The following is an 18,740-nucleotide window of genomic DNA, read 5'->3' as shown; positions in this document are numbered from 1 at the left end:
CAATCATCAAAACTAACATATGAAGACCTTTACGCAACCAACCTGCCGTTCGATCAAAGTTTTTGTGATCACGACTATTGTCCTTTTTTCTTTAAATATTGTTCATTCAGAAAATATTTCGCTGAATGGCGGAAAGAATGATCTTACAGTCAAAGAGAATACTTACAACAGGTTGTATGTTTCAAATAGTCTAAACTCCTTGGATTATTTCGTTATTAAAACTGACCAGGGTGATTTTACCGAGCTTTTCGCCGGAGCGTATTCAAATACACTGGCTATCGGTTCTCCAAAGCTTCCTGTTTTAAGAAAACTGATAGAAATCCCGGCTGGCGCTGTTCCCGAAGTACGCATCATTAGTTCAGATTATAAGGACTATACCTTGTCGGAGCTAGGCATTCTTAACGCCATACTGCCTACGCAACCTCCTGTGCCAAAAAATAATCACCCGCTGCCACCTTTTGAATATAATACAACTGTTTACAATACCGACGTATTTTATGGTGAAGCGATGGCTTCTGTTGATGATCTGGGTATCATGCGAGGACTGCGCATCGGAAGGCTGAACATTGCACCTGTCCGATACAACCCGGTTACACAAATCCTCAGGGTTTACAAGGAAATAGATGTTGAAATTATTTTCAGGGATGCAAATATCCCTTTGACTATTCAGGAGAAACAGAAAAATGCTTCCCCATACTTCAGCAGCCTCAACCGGATGTTTCTCAATTATAAGCCAGTCGAAACACGGGATACGATCACAAAATACCCTGTAAAATTTGTGATCGTTTCCGATCCGATGTTTTACGACCAACTTCAGCCGTTCATTTCATGGAAGATCAGGAAAGGCTTCAATGTCATTGAAGCTTATACAAATGATCCGCTTGTTGGCAATACCCTGAATTCAATTAAAGCCTATTTACAGTCACTATACGAATCGGGGACGCCCGAGGATCCTGCTCCGTCGTTTATTCTGTTTGTGGGGGATGTCGAGCTGGTGCCGGCATGGAGTTTAAGCGGCGCGTCCGACTTAACTTATTGTGAGTATACCGGCGACTATTTTCCTGAAGTTTTCTATGGACGATTTTCGGCTCAGACACCTGCCCAATTGCAACCGCAGATAGATAAAACTTTGCAGTTTGAGCAGTGCACCATGCCCGATCTCTCCTATCTCGGCAATGTGGTCATGATAGGCGGAATGGACGGCAATTACGCGCAGGTTTGGGCTAATGGCCAGATCAACTATGGTACGGAAAACTATTTCAACGAGGCACACGGCATCTTTTCATATACTTATTTGTATCCTGCTTCAGGCAGTCATGCTGCTGATATTATTCAGAATGTGAGTGATGGTGTAGGTTACGCCAACTATACGGCACATGGAAGCCCCGACGGATGGGCCGATCCGTCATTCAGTGTGTCCGATATTGGAACCTTGCAAAACCAGGATAAATATGGCTTGCTGGTTGGAAATTGCTGCTCCACAAGTGAATTCCAGACTCCGGAATGTTTCGGAGAAGCCCTGTTGCGGGCAGAAAATAAAGGCGCCATTGGATATATCGGCGGCTCCAACAGTACGTTTTGGGATGAAGATTATTACTGGGGTGTCGGCGTCGGACCTATAACGGAAGATCCTCCATCCTATGAGGAGACAACCCTCGGCGCTTATGACCGGATGTTCCATGACCACGGCGAACCATGGGCTGACTGGTATACCACACAGGACCAGATGATCTTTGCAGGAAACCTTGCCGTGACCGAAGGGGCTCCCGGCAGCGCTCAGTATTACTGGGAGATTTACTGCCTTATGGGTGATCCCTCAGTATCGCCCTATATGGGTGTACCCAGCCAAATGACAGTCACCTATGACCAGCTTATGCCATTAGGATCGACATCTTTTACTGTGACAGCTAATCCCTATGCACTGGTGGCCATTTCAAAAGAAGGGGTGCTATACGGAGCTGCTGTGGCTAATGAGTCAGGAATAGCAGAAGTCAGCCTGACACCAATATCTGTACCGGGAACCGCTGACGTGGTGGTCACTAACCAGAACCGCCAACCGTTTATCGGCACAGTTACCGTGGCCTCACCCGATGGACCCTATGTGTTGTTTAAAACATGCATCATCAACGACCAAAGCGGGAATAACAATGGCATGGCAGATTTTAGTGAAACCATTTCATTGAATGTTACACTTGAAAATGTCGGCAACTCCGATGCTACAAATCTGACAGCACTACTGACTACATCCGATCAATACGTTGAGATTACTGATAATAATACTACCCTGGCTGATATTCTGAGCGGCACTACAGTCACCGAGACAAATGCCTTTACTTTTGTCGTGAATGACTCTATCCCTGACCAGCATAAGGTCATTTTCAATCTATCCATCAATGATGGCAGTGATGTATGGTCGTCGAACTTCCCCGTTTCACTATGCGCCCCTGTATTATTCATCGGCCAGATGACCATCGCCGATAACATTGTCGGCAACAGCAATGGAAGACTTGACCCTGGTGAGATGGCAGAGATCATCATTCCTGTCTTCAACACAGGTAGCAGTGATGCTCCCAATGCCATGGCCATGTTAGCCTCCACAAGTGAATATCTTATTCTGAATGCCAGTTCAGCAGAACCTGGTATTATCCCTTACGGTCAATCGGTAAATACGGTATTCATAGTTACCGTCAACCCTGCAACTCCTGTCGGAACTGTTGCTGATTTTACATCATACGCTGAATCATCCGCCTATTCAGCAGAAAAATCCTTCAGCCAAAAGATCGGCTTGGTGCTTGAGGATTTTGAAACGGGTGACTTTACTGCTTTTGACTGGCAAATGGGTGGCGATGCCGAGTGGACGGTGACTGACAATAATGTCTGGTCAGGTACATTTTCTGCAGTGTCAGGCGATATAGGCGATGAACAGGCATCCTGGCTTGAAATTACCTTCGATGTACCGGCTGATGACACCATTTCTTTCTTCAGGAAAGTATCTTCGGAAGATGGGTACGATTACCTGAGCTTTTATATTGATGACGTCCAGGCCGGGCAGTGGTCAGGCGAAAAAGACTGGGAACGTTTTGCCTATGCGGTGACCTCGGGAACGCACACATTCAAATGGCAATACGATAAAGATTACAGTGAATCGTATGGCGGTGATTGTGGCTGGATTGATTATGTTGTGCTGCCGTCGGTTGGCGGGGCCGGCGAACCTCTTTCGCTTACAGCTGTCGCCTATCCTCAGCAGGTATGTATTGGCGATGGCGCGCAACTGTTAGCTTTACCTTCCGGCGGAACGGGCATGTATGCCTACTTATGGTCACCCGCCGAAACGTTGAATGATCCCACTGCATATAATCCTTTTGCAAACCCGGCAGAAACAACCATTTACACTGTGCAGGTCACCGATGGACAAGATACTCTGTATGCTGAAGTCACCCTTCCTGTCCTTGAACTGCCTGAACCACCGGCTATCACCCAGGAAGCAGAACAACTGGTTTCCAGCTCAGCAATCGGCAACCAGTGGTATATCTGGGGACAACCTATTGCAGGAGCCACCGAACAGACATACACACCTCTGGCTACCGGTGAATATTATGCCACCTATTCCAACGAAAATGGCTGTGAATCCGCACCATCAAATACCATATATTACATTTATATTGCTGTTGAAGAACTTGAAAGTGACAGCAAGCTGACGGTTTTCCCGAATCCATTTAACGATCGCGTGAATATCAGCTATTCACTGGATAAAATTTCGGATGTGAAACTTGTTTTATTCAATACTGTTGGAAAAGAAATTTCTGTTCTTATCAACACCCGGAACCAGCCCGCGGGCAACTATTCATGCACACTAAACGCTTCAGGGCTTGTGCCGGGTATCTATTATTGCCGTTTTGAAACAGGCAGTCAAATCGTCACCAGGAAATTAATTCTTACACAATAATTGAATTAAACATTATTTTTCTCTATTTTTGACAGGCATTTTAAATTTTTTAATTTTAATAGGATGAAAAAACCTATAATCATATCTTTCCTGTTCCTTGGTATTATTCATTTAACATTGGGCACCAACTGGACCAGCATCATTTCCACTAATCCGACTCCTGCCAAAGTGCAGCTCCTTTCATCCACTGTCGACAGGTCGGTTGTCCGGTTTACGCTAGATGGTTTTTATCAGCAGGTGGTGCAGACGCCGCGTGGTGAGGCTGTGGTCATTACCGTTGACAATGGCACACCCATGCTGGTTGGTGGTTCTCCAGATCTGCCCAGGCTCACAGGTTCTGTGATTATCCCTGACCTGGCCCGGATGGATGTGAAAGTGATCGCCTCATCCTTTACCGACTTTCCCGATATCCTGGTTGCACCTTCAAAAGGTAATCTCTCCCGCGATATTAATCCGGCATCCATCCCTTATCAATATGGAAAAGTATATGATCATGACGGATTCTTTCCACAGACACTCGCTGAATTAGGATCACCCTATATTTTAAGGGATTACCGCGGACAGGCTATCATCGTTTATCCTTTCCAGTATAATCCTGTCACTCATATTCTCAGGGTCTATAAAGAGATCACAGTAGAAGTTAAGAAAGTGGGAAATGATGGTTCAAACCCATTTCACCGTGTAAATGAAATAACCGAGATCAACAGCGAATTTCAAAGGATCTATGACCGTCATTTTCTGAATAGCAGTGATATCAGATATACCCCTCTGGATGATCATGGTAATATGCTGATCATTTCTTATGGTGATTTTATTGCTGCCATGCAGCCCTTTGTCGACTGGAAGATTAAAACCGGTATGCCGACTGAGATCGTGGATGTGGCAACGATCGGTGATGCCAGCGCAATAAAAACCTTTGTTGAAAATTATTATAATTCAAATGGATTGACATTTTTATTGCTTGTCGGCGATGCAGAGCAGGTTCCTTCACATCCCTATGGAGGTGTGAATGAATCGGACAACAGCTATGGATTCCTTACAGGAAGTGACTCCTATCCGGAACTTTTCGTCGGCCGGTTTTCGGCTGAAAATGTCGATCATGTCACCACTCAGGTAGAGCGTACCCTCATGTACGAACAGAATCCGCCCACATCAACCGATTGGTTTTCAACTGGCATAGGCATTGCCTCGGACCAGGGTACAGGTGATGACAATGAATATGACTGGGAGCATTCCCGTAATCTCCGGACACAACTATTGGACTATACTTATACCCAGTGTGCTGAACTTTACGACGGTGACCAGGGTGGTGAAGACCTGCCGGGAAATCCCTCACCGCCAATGGTAGCTGACAAGGTGAATGCCGGCGCCAGCATAATCAATTACACAGGTCATGGAAACATAACATTATGGGGAACATCCGGATTCTCCAACTCCGATGTCGATGAACTTACCAATACAGGCATGTGGCCATTTATCTGGTCAGTGGCATGTAATAACGGCACTTTTGGAGGAGTGACATGTTTCGCTGAAGCGTGGCTCAGGGCTACTGATATTTCAGGCAATCCTACCGGAGCGATTGCAACATTTATGTCCACCATCAGCCAGTCGTGGTCTCCACCTATGGAAGGCCAGGATGAAATGGTAGCCATCCTTGTGGAGAGCTACCAGGATAATATTAAAAGAACATTCGCCGGGATTTCGATGAATGGTTGCATGAGCATGAACGATTCCTATGGTGGAGACGGAGCAATTGAAACCAACGCATGGTCAACTTTTGGTGACCCGTCGCTGGTGGTGAGGACAGCCTTCCCGCAAACCCTCACTGTCACACATGATGCCGTTCTATTACTCGGATCTTCGCAATTCAGCATAAACTGTAGTACGGATGGTGCACTTGTGGCCCTGACAACCGGCAACACCATCCTCGGCACAGCCACTATCCAGAGCGGCTCGGCCATCATTGAATTCGATCCTCTTACAGAACTCGATACCCTATCGGTGGTTGTCACAGCCTATAACTACCTGCCTTATACGGCTGATGTTGAAGTCATTCCTGCCAACGGACCGTATGTTGTATTTGACGCTTACGAAATAAATGACGCGGCCGGTAATGGCAACGGACAACTTGATAACGGTGAAGCCGCAAACCTTAATTTCAGTGTAAAAAATATCGGAACAGAAAATGCGTCAAATGTCAGCATCACCATTGCTTCTGCCGATCCCTATGTGACTATTACAGATAATAATGCCGACTTCGGCACTGTACCCTCAGGTGGATCAGTGATGATCACCGATGCCTTTTCCATCCAAGTGACTCCCGATATTACTGACCTGCATGTGATCACATTCTCCATGGAAGCCACCAGCACCGGAAGAGACACCTGGACCAGTAACTTTAACATTATTGCACATGCACCATCTATTGAATTTGCCAGCTTATCGATCAACGATCTGACAGGCAATAATAATGGGAAGCTTGATCCGGGTGAGACGGCTGAAATCTCAATAACCATAACCAATGCAGGTTCCTCTGATGCTGCTGATGTTCAGGGTATTCTGGTATCCGGCGATCCAAATGTCACCATCCTGGGAAATTTTATGCCCTATGGAAGCATTCCTGCCGGAGGCTCTGCCGTGCAAATCTATACAGTAACAGCCGATATACTTACACCTCCGGGTCACTCAGCTTCATTCGACTTTACCATGACAGCCACTCCAGGTGTAACAACCAGCTCATCATTTGATATAATCATTGGCCAGATACCTGTGCTGATCGTCGATCTTGATAATAATCACAGCTCTGGCCCGGTGCTCCAGACTGCACTGCAGGATATCGGAATAGCAGCGGAATACCTTACCAATCTTCCTGTCAACATGAGCCTCTATTCTTCCATTTTTGTCTGCCTCGGCATATATTATGACAATTATTCCCTGAGCCAGGCTGATGGACAGGCTCTTGCAGCATACCTGAACGATGGCGGAAATCTTTATATGGAAGGAGGTGACACCTGGGCCTTTAACGAGCAAACAGCGGTTCATGCTATGTTCAATATCCAGGGAGTAAATGACGGCTCAGGCAACATGAACATACTGAGCGGGGAGACAGGGACCTTCGCTGAAGGCATGTCATTTTCCTATGCTGGTGAGAATTCCTATATGGACCAAATCGAACCCATAGCCCCGGCTTATGCGGTATTCAAAAATTCCAGCCCCGAGTATACTGCCGCTGTCGCTTATGATGCCGGGACTTATAAGACTATAGGCACTTCATTTGAATTTGCCGGATTGACAGATGGCACATCACCATCCACCAAAGATGAATTGATGCGGGAAATCATTGACTTCTTCGGCATCGGACAACTACCAACCGGCAATGTTACAGGTGTTGTTACCGATGCCGGCAACGGAAATCCTGTTGTTGGAGCCGAAATCAAAGTGGGCAGCTACATCGCTGTCACCAGTGACGACGGTTCTTTCACCGGAACCTTCCCGGCCGGCGAATGGCCTTTGTGCGTTACAGCAGAAGGATTTGAAACGAATTGTGAAACCATTACCATTTACAGCGACTCTACCATCATACACAACTTTTCCCTTGCCATCCTCAGTGCACCCTATAACCTCGAAGCTTCACTCGCCCAGAACATAGTGACACTGACATGGAATATGGACAATGACAGGGTATTCAAGTATTTCTGTGTATACAGAAGTAAGAATGATGATCAATTTGAATTGCTGACCACAACCACTGAAAATGGTTATAATGACGTACTGCCGGCAGCAGGTTTTTATCATTACTATGTAACGGCCATGTATGAAAATGACAGTGAGAGCCTCCCAACAGAAACAGTGACCATTGAGTACACTGCTACCGGTATTCCCGGTGATGATAACACATCTACTGTGACAAAACTTGGCACCAACTACCCGAATCCTTTCACCGATGAAACAACCATAAGATACTCCCTGAAGAGTAACAGCGAAGTGTTGATAGATATCTATAAGCTGACCGGTGAAAAGGTGAAAACACTTGTTGATGAAACCATGAAGGCCGGCCTGCATGAAGCCGCATGGGATTGTACTGACGACTTTAACCGCCAGGTATCTAAAGGTATCTACTTCTACCAGATGAAAGCCGGGGATTATCTGAGCACAAGGAAAATGGTGCTGATGAAATAACGTCCATCTCCTCAGCCTGAATCACTTCTTTTGTATCGGCATTAAAAACAAACGCCACCACAGAACAATCCTCGTACTTCCAATCAGGCAGGATTTCGAAATTTGTGAAACTCAGATGATATTTTAATCCTGTCTCAACAGGGCCACCCGGATTGATTTCTTCACCCCATGTGCCATTGATAGCACCCCTGAGAACATGCTGATGCACATAATCGAGCCAGTCAGGTGTGGGACCAATCGATTGATTATTGTTCTTCTGAGGTGCGACAATATTATTCTCAATCAGACAAAGACAAAACCTGAATGTACCATCAAGCTGATTTATAAACTTGACATGACAGTCGCCACTCAACTTCCGCGAGATCTGATCGTATATCAAACCTAACTCTATATATGCATCAGGGGGTAAATCGATAATATCCTCGATTGCTGCTCCCCATTTTTCAGGCGCTATGATACGGTTCTGATTGTATTCCATACGGTTAACCATGCCATTGGGATTGCCCACACCGCTGATGCCGAAGAAATTATCCAGCTCATTCCCTGCTGGGGTGCGAAAATCGGCTGAATAATTACCTGATTGCGGCATAGCAAAAAAACCTGCGTGGACAGCCATGACTACAACTTTATTCCCATAATAATCTTTCAAATCTTTCGCTGTAACAGCAGCGGTGGGACAATTTATACAGGTATGTCCGGTATAATCTTCCAGCAATACTTTTCGAACAGCCTGTGTACTTGAAGTATCTATTACTGTTTCCCTGGTAAAAGGTTCATCAATGATATCACAGGAAGACACGAACAGGACGAATACGGAAAATGAGAGAAATTTTAATAAGGTTTTCATATCTGATCAAAGGTTCAAGTTCATTCAATAGTCTATTTATCCTATTACTTAGCCCCACACTTTAGTGCGGGGATTTAGAAGCTACTCGTAATAGTCAGCATAAATCCGCTGGCAGCAGGCACCTGGCGGCAGACACCTCCCACGCATAGCAGGCCCTCACGCTGCCGGCCATAAGCCAGTGATATACGATTCGTTTCATGGGTGAATCCCAGGGCTCCATAATAGTAATGTACCGGATCACCTCCATCGGGACGATTGAAATTGAACTGGTCCTGGATAGTGAAAAACCACTTGGGAGCTATGGTGTATTCCAGCAATGCCAGACCCCAATCACCCTTATCCTGTTTTGTTCCCAAATATTGCAATTCCATCCTGAGAGATTTGGTCGGCGTGAACTTATACGTCATGTCAGCAACGGCAATATGTGCATAAACCATACTTCCATGGCCTTCCATAACCTCCTGGTTATAGGAATGGTACATGTATTCAAAATTGACTTTGAATTTATCGCTGATTTTCCTAGTAATCTCAAAGTCCATATCCTGAAAATACAACTCATTACCGGGTTTGAAAAAGGGGCTCTTATAGCCCAACGTTCCTCTTTCACTAACAGGCGTCGTATCATTGAGCATATTTTTCTTAATGGAATTAGCCTGGGAGAATAGTAAGGATATTGTTGTACCGTATTTTCCGCCTAATTTCGATTTCTTTGGGATGGTATAGGTAACCTGAGCCATAACGTCAAATTCTCCGTTGGGTTGTGATGCATAAGGATATATCGACTCAAGGGTATAGTTGTGCTGCTTGGTGAGCGGTGGGATAAAGCTGATGTCCAGTCCATTTTTTATCACCCTCCGGTCAGTTTTATAGCTCATATTATCGATCCACTTGGCGAAAAGGGAGATGCCGAGGCCCTTTGTCGAATAAGATCCTGTCAGGAAAACAGCTTGTCCTTTTTTGAAGATGAAATTATTGAAGGCTGAAGGATCATTTATTTTATAGGCATATTCACCCTGGATGTTGTATTTTCCCCGGGTGACGTTGAGTCTCCCGGCAAAAGCAGCGACGTTTTCAGGGAGCTTAAACTTAAATGTGGGATCATCTTTCTGATATTTGCTCACAGCGCTGCCACCCAGGATGATCCTGGTTTTATTTTCCTGCCACCCCTTAAAAATATCATTCAGGGTAAATTCAGCATCCAGACCTCTCACATATCCCCTGTCACCGGGTTTGTATTTGACCCAGTAATACCTTTGCGAGCCGATGATACCTTTAAGCAAAATACCTTTTGAAGGAGTATACTTCAGCCCCAGTCCCTGCACTGCATTATCATAACCAAGATCCCACTGTTCATAGGACCTGAACACCAGCCCGCTGCCAAACTGGTCATACACATTTCCCAGTGTCACTTCAAGGTTGTACTTCCTGTAATTGGCAAACCAGTATGGAATGCCTAAACCCTCATATTCCCTGTCATAACCGGCAATAGGCTTCAGGTAGGTTTCGAACCTGAGCCCTGCCGAAAAATCTCCCAAGGTATAAATAACATTTCCGAATCCGTTCAAGCCGATCTTTTCGCCGTTGATGGTCGAGTCGGTTATACCTAAATCGACATCAGGCTGATAGGTCTGAACGTCGGCCTCAAAATTTCCGCTGACCTTACTCTGTTCCAGAAAACTCTGCGCATTTGACAGAAATGGGATAATCAGGAAAATGGCAAAAAGGAATTTCCGGGGTAAAACTCTTTTCCGTTGCATAGTAACAATTAAATATAGTAGAGGATGATATTTTTCACTCCAAGGGTTGACCGGCGATCAATGCCCTGACCTTGCCGATGAGTTCCAGTTCGCCTCCTTCAACAAAAGAGGTGTGCTGCCAGACGATCTCACCTTTGCCATTCACCAAAAAAGTATGGGGAATGACGCCGACGTTCATGGCACGCTTGAAATCACCATTCTGGTCTAAAATGACTTCATATTCCCATCCTTTTCCATTCACCGTCGGCTGCACATTCGACGATGACCTGGCATCATCTATTGACACAGCGATGAGCTTAACGCCGGTTTCTTCACGCCAATCATCATAAACATCCGCAATGGTCGTCAATTCTTTGATGCATGGCTTGCACCATAAAGCCCAGAAACTGATGATGACAGGCTTGCCGTTATTGGAGATGTCGGCCGTGTTGAAATTTTCGCCCCTCACATTTTTTATCATCACTGAAGGGAGCTTACGCAATTTGCCCTCGTCATTCTGCGCAATAACAACCAAGCCAAGAAGAAATAAAACCAGGAAGAAAAACGTTTTTTTCATAAATCCACTTTAAAATTGACGCTTTGGCTTCTCAAAATGCCTGCCAAAAATACAGGATTTTTTTTAAAGATGCTGAACCTGAATCTTATTTAATTTATTTCTAAGATCTCAGGATGGGCTCATTGCTCAATATATACCTCGATGAGTTTTGATTCAATTCTGGGAAACAGGGTTATCTCGGATGCGATGGCTGCAGGGATCAGCACGGTCTCGCCCATCTTCAGATTTTCCATGCCACCGGTGTAATGGATGTTCACATCTCCTTTTATGCAGAGATAGATTACAAATGAATCAATGGCATTAAAATCTTTGCCAATAGGCCGGTCAATATGGAGAAGGTTTGTGCTGAACCAGGGACTTTTTACCAGTTGCACGGTACGATTAAGTTGTTTGACGTAAGAGGTTTTATAATCCTTGTAAAAATTATAATCCATGGCGTCGAGAGCCTGTACAATATGCAATTCACGTGATTTTCCCTTTTCATCAACGCGGTCCCAGTCATAAACGCGGTAGGTCAGGTCGGAAGTCTGCTGAATCTCTGTTAAAAGAATGCCCGGGCCAAGTGAGTGTATCCGTCCGGTGGGAATAAAGAACACATCTCCTTTAAGCACTTTCTCAACATTGAGAATTTTTTTCAGATTTTTTTCTTTGAGATATCTGACAAAAACGTCCCTGTCGATCTTGCGGTTAAATCCTGAGATGAGCTCGGAACCTTCATCGGCCTGGACGATATACCACATTTCATTCTTACCCTGGCTGTCATGCCGCAGGGCTGCAATCTCATCATCGGGATGCACCTGTACGGAGAGATAATCGTTCGAATTGATGAATTTGATCAGGATGGGGAATTCGTTGCCAAATCTCTCGAAAGCATTACCACCCACCAGATCATCCATGTATACCTCCACCAGCTCATTGAGTTCATTTCCTGCCAGAAATCCATTGTCGACGATGCTCTGGCTGCCTTCATAACCTGAAAGAACCCACACTTCGCCACAGTTGGGCAGCGGTGAAAAATCCATGCCCAGCACAGTCCTGATCTTCTGCCCTCCCCAGATCTTGTCTTTATATATTGGCTTGAATTTTAACGGATATAATGTATTCATGTTTATTCTTCATTTTTCATTTTTCATTTTTCATCTCCCGACTTTCGTCGGGATTTCACTCGGCTTCGCCTCGTTCAACTTCATATCCCGATTGATTGATGATGCAACATTTCAAAATTAGGAATATTTTTCGTTTTTCTATTGAATTTCGTCCCGATGGGACTCTATTGGAAATTTTTCATTTTTCTATTAAATGTCGTCCCGATGGGACTCTGTAGGAATTATTTTTAATTTTGTGCAGATAACATATCCGGTTATGAAAAGCATCGGCGTCTTTTGTGGATCCAGCATGGGCCGTAACGGTGTGTACAAGAAACATACCGCTGAACTCGGCAGGCTGCTGGCCGTAAAAGGTATCCGGTTAGTCTATGGCGGCGCCAATATCGGGCTGATGAAGATCCTTGCCGACAGCACACTTGAACATGGCGGATATGCCATAGGTGTCATGCCACATATTCTGGTCAGCAAAGAAATCGCCCACACAGGTCTTAACGAGATTCATATTGTCAACTCGATGCATGATCGCAAGACCACCATCACCGGGCTGTCGGATGCCTTTATAGCTTTGCCCGGCGGCTTGGGCACACTCGATGAACTGGCTGAAATACTCTCCTGGTCGCAGCTCGAAATCGTCAAAAAGCCGCTTGCGCTTTTCAACATCGACGGCTATTTTGATCACCTGATCCGGTACCTTGACCATTGTGTCAGCGAACGGTTTTTGCGCACCGAACACAGGAATAACCTCATCATTGATGATGATGCTTCACGGCTGCTGGAAAAATTAGAAACATACAAGCCTGTCATGGTCGACAGTAAATGGGTCGATGAACTGAAACACATACTTTAAGGAATACACTCTATGCTCATTATCGGGATAACAGGAACATTGGGTGCAGGAAAGGGTGCTATCGTTGAGTATCTTGTTGAAAAGGAGCATTTTAATCATTTTTCAGTCAGGGAATTTCTGACTGAAAAAATTTTTCATAGAGGACTGCCTGTAAACCGCGACAGCATGACATTGGTAGCCAATGAGCTCCGTACGCGTCATTCGCCTTCCTATATCATTGACCAGCTCTACGAGAGAGCCAGCAGATCGGGCCGTGATTGCGTGATTGAAAGCATACGCACACCGGGTGAGGTGGAATCACTCCGGAAAAAAGGGAATTTTTACCTGTTCTCTGTTGATGCGCATCCTCTGATACGATACGAACGTATTGTCGTACGAAATTCAAATACCGACCGCATCAGCTTTGAAACATTCCTCGATAATGAACAGCGCGAAATGAGTTCGGCCGATCCGAATAAGCAGAACATCCTGTGGTGCATCAGGCATGCGGATTATTCGTTAATAAACGACGGCACGAAAGAGGAGCTGTACCGCAGGGTGAAAACGGTGATGGAAGAGATCAGGAAGTGATTGGGCGATTGAACGATTGAACGATTACACGATGGCCGAGGTTCTCCATCGAATATCGCTCAATCAGCCATCGGCCATCGCTCAATCTTTTAATTCATCACCACAAATTTTTCTTTCCCCGCGACTTTTCCCTGGCTTGTGACCATGGCAATATACAGCCCCGGCTGCCACCCTGCGACATCCACAGCGATCTCCTTTTGCCCTTTATGAATCTTGGTTTCAAACACTTTCCTTCCAACATCATTAAAATATTGAATTATAATATCCGGGTTGTCCTCTGTATTTTTTAAACTTATGCTCACCTCTTCATAAGCCGGATTAGGATAAATTTTGATCAGGTTTTTGCCTGTTTTGAATTGATGATCGTCAATTGACACATTTAGACCATAACCTGTCAAATCCGCTTTAACAAGTTTTGCATGAATACCATGCCCGACAACATAATATCCTGTATTTCCATTTAAAATAACATCGAAAGCTTCATAGTAATATCCATAATTCCATTGCCAATCTTCCATCCCATCTTTGTTGGTCTTCATGTAAAAGAACGCTGGATATGAATAGTTTTGCGGGGAAATAGAACCACAAAATATAAAGCCACTGTCATTGGTTTGTTTTAAGGAATAGGCATAGTCAGAATTTGAGATATCATAAAACTGTTTCTGATAAATGACCGTGTCGGCATTAAGCCTCCATAATATAATATCCCTGTTCTCAGTTTCCGGATTATAACCATCGCCGATAATTGCAAAATTACCATCTGAACAATGAATAATTTTTGTACTCTCGCTATACAGATCTTCTGAAATATACGTCCAGATATGATTAAAGGCTGGATCAAATTCCACCAAAAACATCCCATCGGGAACCCACCCCCATTCAATAGAATAACTTACTATTGCTCCCACTACATAATAACCGCCATCGGGCTGTTTAATAATCGAACTGGCCCTGGCGTCGACGTCAGTCAGAAACTCTTTTCTCAGTGATACATTTCCTGAGGTGTCTAATACCAAAATAGTTGCCTTACTATGATATTCCCATGGATTCTGTTCTTCATAATTTGTACTGCCGACAGCAACCAGGTATCCATTGTCCCATAACAGGTCATTCACCCAACCAATATCTGTGCTATATTTTTTTAACAAAGTATCACCATTGCCATTAATTTTAATCAGCCAGCAATCGTTAAGAGACTCTTGTCTTTTTAAACCCTCATTTATAGGTACAGGCCACAGTGGATTAAAGCTGAATGAATAGAAAATATCCACATCAGGCTTTTGCACAAGGGTATTTGTAATCTCTTGATGAAATGTATAAGGAAAAGTATAGGAAATATCCCAGATTTTAGTACCGTTCGAATCGATCCTCATAAAACCCGGAGTATATTCGTAATAATCGTATTCAGCATATCCTGCCAGAAATAAATCACCGTTATTTACTTGAAGGATTTTAGTGAAATATCCTTGATAATCCTCGAAGAAACGATATTCTTTATCCCATACTAACGGCTGTGCTGTTAATATGGGGTAAAAGTTCATGTGACAGAACGCAATTAGTAAATACAAATGCCATTTGAAATTCATGATAAATAGTAAAATTTTGCGCATCTAAAGATACTATATATATTCATGGAGAACAAATGCAATCGGAAAAGCTGGCCTAATTTTTCCTGTTTCATTAATCACCGCATCGTTATTAAAAATCTGTCGCCCTTACAGGGCTATTGAATTTCGTTCCTAACGGAACTATGCAATGAGTAGTCGCGGCATTTAATAAGCTATTAAATTTCGTTCTAACGGAATTATGCGGTTAGCGACGTAGTCGCGCCATCCAATAGCAACGTAGTTGCGACATCCAATAGTGCCGTAGGCGCGGCATCCAATAGCAACGTAGTTACGATAGTATGGTAGCAATGACTACTGCGTATCCGCTTGTTTATTGTTATTGTTTTTTTTGCCGAAGATGACCGGCAACAGGGGCAGAATCAGCAGGTTCATTCCGGCAAACAGGATAAATGTCCAGCGGTAGCCGATCATATCGCTGAGGCGGCCGCCGGCAGCCAATCCCAGGCCGGCGCCTGCATTCGACATGGCCATGAGGATGGCAAACATCGAAGCTGCAATGCGTATATCAGTCTTGGCCATTGATGTGGCAAAGAAAACCGCTTCATAATAGCCGTAAGCCAGTCCAAATAAGAATACCAGAGGCCAGGCCAGAGCCGGACCTGTCACCACTGCAAACAGGAAAATGGCTATGAGTGCCGTAACGATGGCTCCCACCACCGCCCGGCGATGCCCGATCCTGTCGGTGAGCCTGCCTCCTGTCAAGCCACCCAGTGTGACGCCAATGCCCCATAAAGCCGTGTAAAACCCGGCCATGAGAAGCGTGATATTATAATTTTCTTTCAAAAAGGGATTTACAAGCTGGTTTGTGCCGCCGGTGATCATGAAACTGATCAGCCCCAGCATGCCCACAGCCAGAACATCGCGGCGCCTGAAAGCCCGGAAAGCTTTCCAGACGAAGGTGCGTCCGGCAGGATGGACAGGCTCCCTGGTTAAGAGTACCAGAGGCAACGGAAGTAATGTCATGACGGCCAGTGCGATGAAAACAGCCGTCCAGTTAGTGAGATAGGAAAGAAAACCGACGGCAGCTGCGATTATGACTACACCCACAGCCCGCCCTGCAACCATGATGCCCTGCACCTTGCCTCTCTCTTCCGGCGGCGTAGTGTCGAGTGCCAGCCCATCGGTACAGGTGTCATAAAGCGCCATGCCCGACAGACTGAAGAAAGCCACAGTCGTCAACAGGGCGAATGAATGAGAGGGATTTATAAAGGGAAAGATCAACTGACCACCGGCTTGTATCAGTAGTCCGATGATGATATATGGCTTGCGGTATCCCAGCCCGAACAGGTTCACCTTGTCGCTGAGCATACCCCAGAATATCTTCAATATCATCGGCGTCAGGGCAATGGCTGAAAATATGCCTATCTGGCTCATAGGCAGGTCAAAGGAGCGCAGGTAAAGGGCATTCAAAGAGGTGAAGTATCCCAGTACCGAACCTTGGGCAAAGTAAAGAAGGGCGAACATGGTGTACCTTAAATTCCGGCTGGACATCATGATGCGATAATGTGACCATGTAAATATAGAAAAATTTATTCAGTGTCATTTCCTGATTAAATTTGACATAATTTCGACATGTGAAACAGGGCTGAAATATTTTGTAGTAAAATATTAAAAATCAATCAATTGACATAAACTCCATAGCAAGCTCTGGATTCAAATTCCGCAGCGAGTTGCGGGGAATTGAACCAAACCACCTCACCACCTTCACCCCCTCTCTTCGAGGAGAGGGGGACGGGGGGTGAGGCCAAATAAATAAGATGCCAGAAACCAGAAAAAAAAGGTATCATCGTCCGTCGTGGGATGAATATTTCATGGAGGTAGCCAAGACTATTGCCAAGCGGGCTACGTGTGACCGTGGCAGGAGCGGGTGTGTGATAGCCCGTGACAGGCAGCTCCTCGTCACAGGGTATGTCGGATCGCCTGTCGGACTGCCGCATTGTGACGACATCGGACATCTGATGAAAAAAATCATCCATGAGGACGGCAGCATCAGCCAGCATTGTGTCCGTACCGTGCATGCCGAGCAGAATGCCATCTGCCAGGCTGCGCGACTGGGCATATCCCTGCAGAATGCCACCCTGTACTGCCGCATGACACCCTGCCACACCTGCGCCATGCTCATTATTAATTGCGGTATCACCCGTGTCGTCTGCGAAAAAAAATACCACCTCGCACATGAAACTGAAGAGATGTTCACAACAGCCGGAATTGAGCTGGTATATGTCAGTGACAGGGTGATGAGGTATGCGGATCAATAGGAGCTGCAAGCTATTAACTAATAGAATGTAGGTTGCAGGTTACGGATCGCAGGTTACAGGTCGCAGGTTACAGGTTGCTATATTCTAAATTTTATCCCAATAATCTCAGTTTTAGCTTTAAAGCTAGAATAACTATTAAATGGAAATACAACATTTGACTTGTAACCTGTAACTTGCAACCTGAGACCTGAGACCTGAAATTTATATCTGAAGACCTGAGGCTCGTAGCTCCTACTTTTTCACCACACTTTGTATCGCCCCCTGGATATCAATCCATCCAAAGATATGTGCTGCGGTGAGCAGGATAGTGATGACAATAACCCACCTGACAAAGTTTGCACCCCAGCTTATGGCCATCTTTGAGGCCAGATAACCGCCGATGAGCGAACCAATGCCGAGGATAAGGCCATACGACCAGTTGACCTGGTGATTGATGATGAAAATAACAAGGGCAAAAGGAGTAAAAAACAGCACGATGAAAACCTTGAGGGCATTGGCTTTGACGAGTTCATAACCTGCACTCAGCACAAGGCCTGCCAGGAGAAAATAACCTACACCTACCTGGATAAATCCGCCGTAAAGGCCAATGAAGAAAAAAATGACGACCTGGAAAAAGCTCACCTTTTTTTCGATCAGCTCCTTTCGTTCCTTTATCCAGCGTTGCGGTTTGACGAGGATAAAAAACAGCATGAACAGCATCACAACGGCAATGCTTTTTTCGATCACTTCCTTGTTGACGTCGACAGCGATCCAGGCGCCGGCGACAGAACCCACCACTGCCGGCAGGGAAAGCCAGAGTCCTTTTTTCAGGTCAAGAACTTTTTTATGCTGAAACATACCAACGGAGCTGACATTCTGTAGGAGAATGGCAATCCTGTTGGTACCGTTGGCTATATCGGCAGGCAATCCCATAAACATCAGCAAAGGAAGGGAAATGATCGATCCCCCTCCTGCCAGGGTATTGATGATGCCAACGAGTATGCCTGCAACTATAAGGGCGGTAATTTCGAACCAGGACATGATAAAATTTTAAATTTTAAATTGAA

General features: G+C 45.1%; 12 protein-coding genes. 5 read left to right on the top strand and 7 right to left on the bottom strand.

The window, feature by feature from the left end:
- Window positions 1–19: 19 nt before the first annotated feature.
- Window positions 20–3,946, top strand: a complete 3,927-nt coding sequence (locus tag NT175_12555) for a C25 family cysteine peptidase (protein MCX6235525.1) — start codon at window positions 20–22, stop codon at window positions 3,944–3,946.
- A 63-nt stretch (window positions 3,947–4,009) separates the two neighbouring features.
- Window positions 4,010–8,125 carry a C25 family cysteine peptidase gene (locus NT175_12550; GenBank protein ID MCX6235524.1) on the top strand — a complete coding sequence of 1,372 codons (4,116 nt, stop codon included), beginning with the start codon at window positions 4,010–4,012 and terminating at the stop codon, window positions 8,123–8,125.
- Here NT175_12550 and NT175_12545 read toward each other — a convergent pair.
- The 4 genes from NT175_12545 to NT175_12530 form a co-directional block, all read right to left on the bottom strand.
- Window positions 8,052–8,972 carry an Omp28 family outer membrane lipoprotein gene (locus NT175_12545; protein ID MCX6235523.1) on the bottom strand — a complete coding sequence of 307 codons (921 nt, stop codon included), beginning with the start codon at window positions 8,970–8,972 and terminating at the stop codon, window positions 8,052–8,054. The genes NT175_12550 and NT175_12545 overlap by 74 nt on opposite strands.
- 74 nt (window positions 8,973–9,046) lie before the next feature.
- Entirely contained in the window at window positions 9,047–10,729 is a 1,683-nt protein-coding gene (locus NT175_12540) for a DUF6029 family protein (GenBank protein ID MCX6235522.1), read from the bottom strand.
- Between the two features lie 34 nt (window positions 10,730–10,763).
- Window positions 10,764–11,285, bottom strand: a complete 522-nt coding sequence (locus NT175_12535; GenBank protein ID MCX6235521.1) for a TlpA disulfide reductase family protein — start codon at window positions 11,283–11,285, stop codon at window positions 10,764–10,766.
- 119 nt (window positions 11,286–11,404) lie between these two features.
- A complete protein-coding gene (locus NT175_12530; GenBank protein ID MCX6235520.1) occupies window positions 11,405–12,391 on the bottom strand; it encodes a mannose-6-phosphate isomerase in 987 nt (328 codons plus the stop codon).
- Window positions 12,392–12,647: 256 nt separating this feature from the next.
- Between NT175_12530 and NT175_12525 the strand changes: the two genes are divergently transcribed.
- Entirely contained in the window at window positions 12,648–13,238 is a 591-nt protein-coding gene (locus tag NT175_12525; protein MCX6235519.1) for a TIGR00730 family Rossman fold protein, read from the top strand.
- 12 nt (window positions 13,239–13,250) lie between these two features.
- Window positions 13,251–13,808, top strand: a complete 558-nt coding sequence (locus tag NT175_12520; GenBank protein MCX6235518.1) for an AAA family ATPase — start codon at window positions 13,251–13,253, stop codon at window positions 13,806–13,808.
- 89 nt (window positions 13,809–13,897) lie between these two features.
- On the opposite strand, the gene NT175_12515 is transcribed toward NT175_12520, so the two are convergent.
- Entirely contained in the window at window positions 13,898–15,349 is a 1,452-nt protein-coding gene (locus tag NT175_12515; GenBank protein MCX6235517.1) for a T9SS type A sorting domain-containing protein, read from the bottom strand.
- A 378-nt stretch (window positions 15,350–15,727) separates the two neighbouring features.
- Window positions 15,728–16,930, bottom strand: a complete 1,203-nt coding sequence (locus NT175_12510; GenBank protein ID MCX6235516.1) for an MFS transporter — start codon at window positions 16,928–16,930, stop codon at window positions 15,728–15,730.
- A gap of 263 nt (window positions 16,931–17,193) precedes the next feature.
- Here NT175_12510 and NT175_12505 point away from each other — a divergent pair, with 263 nt between their 5' ends.
- A complete protein-coding gene (locus NT175_12505) occupies window positions 17,194–17,694 on the top strand; it encodes a cytidine/deoxycytidylate deaminase family protein (GenBank protein ID MCX6235515.1) in 501 nt (166 codons plus the stop codon).
- A gap of 231 nt (window positions 17,695–17,925) precedes the next feature.
- Here the strand turns inward: NT175_12505 and NT175_12500 are convergent, their stop codons facing one another.
- Complete coding sequence (locus tag NT175_12500; GenBank protein MCX6235514.1) at window positions 17,926–18,714, bottom strand: sulfite exporter TauE/SafE family protein; 789 nt, start codon at window positions 18,712–18,714, stop codon at window positions 17,926–17,928.
- Window positions 18,715–18,740: the final 26 nt, after the last annotated feature.

This window comes from Bacteroidota bacterium (genome assembly GCA_026391695.1).
Taxonomy (GTDB): domain Bacteria; phylum Bacteroidota; class Bacteroidia; order Bacteroidales; family JAGONC01; genus JAPLDP01.
This window is presented reverse-complemented; position numbering and strand designations above follow the sequence as displayed.

What these genes read in the sequence shown, in the direction of transcription:
- NT175_12555 (MCX6235525.1), top strand. Translation starts at nt 20, where the DNA reads ATGAAGACCTTTACGCAACCAACCTGCCGTTCGATCAAAGTTTTTGTG.
- NT175_12550 (MCX6235524.1), top strand. Translation starts at nt 4,010, where the DNA reads ATGAAAAAACCTATAATCATATCTTTCCTGTTCCTTGGTATTATTCAT.
- NT175_12545 (MCX6235523.1), bottom strand. Translation starts at nt 8,972, where the DNA reads ATGAAAACCTTATTAAAATTTCTCTCATTTTCCGTATTCGTCCTGTTC.
- NT175_12540 (MCX6235522.1), bottom strand. Translation starts at nt 10,729, where the DNA reads ATGCAACGGAAAAGAGTTTTACCCCGGAAATTCCTTTTTGCCATTTTC.
- NT175_12535 (MCX6235521.1), bottom strand. Translation starts at nt 11,285, where the DNA reads ATGAAAAAAACGTTTTTCTTCCTGGTTTTATTTCTTCTTGGCTTGGTT.
- NT175_12530 (MCX6235520.1), bottom strand. Translation starts at nt 12,391, where the DNA reads ATGAATACATTATATCCGTTAAAATTCAAGCCAATATATAAAGACAAG.
- NT175_12525 (MCX6235519.1), top strand. Translation starts at nt 12,648, where the DNA reads ATGAAAAGCATCGGCGTCTTTTGTGGATCCAGCATGGGCCGTAACGGT.
- NT175_12520 (MCX6235518.1), top strand. Translation starts at nt 13,251, where the DNA reads ATGCTCATTATCGGGATAACAGGAACATTGGGTGCAGGAAAGGGTGCT.
- NT175_12515 (MCX6235517.1), bottom strand. Translation starts at nt 15,349, where the DNA reads ATGAACTTTTACCCCATATTAACAGCACAGCCGTTAGTATGGGATAAA.
- NT175_12510 (MCX6235516.1), bottom strand. Translation starts at nt 16,930, where the DNA reads ATGATGTCCAGCCGGAATTTAAGGTACACCATGTTCGCCCTTCTTTAC.
- NT175_12505 (MCX6235515.1), top strand. Translation starts at nt 17,194, where the DNA reads ATGCCAGAAACCAGAAAAAAAAGGTATCATCGTCCGTCGTGGGATGAA.
- NT175_12500 (MCX6235514.1), bottom strand. Translation starts at nt 18,714, where the DNA reads ATGTCCTGGTTCGAAATTACCGCCCTTATAGTTGCAGGCATACTCGTT.